At 50.8% G+C, this 1,532-nt stretch carries 2 protein-coding genes; one reads left to right on the top strand and one right to left on the bottom strand.

What is annotated here, in order from left to right; genetic code table 11:
• A partial coding sequence (locus tag LGT40_RS00430) for an RNA-guided endonuclease InsQ/TnpB family protein (protein ID WP_226343116.1) occupies nucleotides 1-1,020 on the bottom strand: 1,020 nt, incomplete at its 3' end.
• 21 nt (nucleotides 1,021-1,041) lie between these two features.
• Between LGT40_RS00430 and tnpA the strand changes: the two genes are divergently transcribed.
• Nucleotides 1,042-1,458 carry an IS200/IS605 family transposase gene (gene tnpA, locus LGT40_RS00425; RefSeq protein WP_226069670.1) on the top strand — a complete coding sequence of 139 codons (417 nt, stop codon included), beginning with the start codon at nucleotides 1,042-1,044 and terminating at the stop codon, nucleotides 1,456-1,458.
• Nucleotides 1,459-1,532: the final 74 nt, after the last annotated feature.

Below are 1,532 nucleotides of genomic sequence, written 5' to 3'. Positions count from 1 at the left end.
GACATGGCCGCAGCACGGACACTTCCGGCTGGTGTTTTGGGGTGGTACGGCAACGAGTTGTCCGCCATTCCAAGCGAGTTTGTAGTCTAACTGGCGGCGGAACTCATACCAGCCTTGATCTAGGATGGCTTTATTCAGGCCGGATTTGGCCTTGACGTTTCTGCCCGGTGTCTCGGTAGTGCCTGATGCTGACTTGGACATATTCCGAACCTGCAAGTCCTCGATACACACCATCGTGTGGTTTTGGCTGATCGTGGTCGTGGCTTTGTGCAGGTAGTCGCGTCGGGCATTGCCGATATGGGCATGGATTTTCTGGACTTTGGCTTTTGCCTTTTTCCAGTTGTTGCTGAACTTCTTTTTTCGGCTCATGGCTCGCTGAGCATTCACCAAGGCTTTTTCTTGGCGTTTGAAACTATTGAGCGGGGCGAAATAGCTGCCGTCGCTCAGTGTGGCAAAACGGGCAATGCCCATATCGATGCCGACAATGGCGGTCGACGGGTGGATAGGCGCTTCGACTTCGCGCTCGGTTTGAATCGACACATACCACTTGCCTTGTTTGCCGGATACGGTGACGTTTTTCACAATACCCAACACTTCCCGGCTGTTGCGGTAGCGAACCCAGCCTAGTTTTGGCAGAAAAATCCGGCTGTTGCCTTGGTCGAGCTTGCAACCTTGCGGATAGCGAAAGTTATCCGACTGGCCTTTCTTCTTGAAGCGAGGAAAGTCTGCGCGTTTCTCGAAGAAGTTTTTATAGGCTCGTTCCAGGTCTTTAAGCGTTTGTTGCAAGGGTTGGGAATGGGTTTCAGATAGCCATTGCGTTTCGCTACTCTTGCGCCACTCGGTCAGTTGTTTGCACAAATCGGCATAAGACAACTTCTTTTTGCTTTCTGCGTAGTGCGCTTGTTGCAACGCCAATGCCTTATTGAATACAAAACGGCACGACCCGGCGAAACGGCGCATATTGCGCTGTTGTTCGCCGTCCGGCATTAATTCGTATTTGAAAACTTGAAGTCGTTGCATGATTCAATCATACTCTGGTCTATGGGCAATGACAATGACATTAGGCACGGTAGACACTGTGTTTTTAAGATGCACGTTCATCTGGTCTTTGTGACTAAATACCGCCGTGGTGTATTCACAAAAGCCATTCTGGACGACCTTCAAGAAATCTTCTCCAATGTATGCGCCGACTTTGAAGCGGAGTTGGTGGAATTCGATGGAGAGGACGATCACGTTCACCTGTTGGTGAACTACCCGCCTAAGGTGGCAATATCGAAACTGGTTAATAGCCTGAAAGGCGTATCCAGTCTTCTTATCCGAAAAAAGAACTACCCAAGCATTAAGAAGAAACTGTGGGGCGGGGCCTTGTGGTCGCCAAGCTATTTCGCTGGAAGCTGCGGCGGTGCGCCGATTGAAATCATTCGGCAATACATCGAGCAACAGCAAACACCTCATTAAGTATTCAAAGGACGGCGCTGCCGTCCGCGCTATTCATCCCCGCCCTGAACGACGGGGCTTTTCGCGCAATCCGG

This window comes from Methylophaga pinxianii (assembly GCF_020447225.1).
Lineage (GTDB): Bacteria > Pseudomonadota > Gammaproteobacteria > Nitrosococcales > Methylophagaceae > Methylophaga > Methylophaga pinxianii.
This window is presented reverse-complemented; position numbering and strand designations above follow the sequence as displayed.

Excerpts from the sequence above, each read along its gene's own strand:
- tnpA (WP_226069670.1), top strand. The coding sequence starts at position 1,042 with ATGGGCAATGACAATGACATTAGGCACGGTAGACACTGTGTTTTTAAG.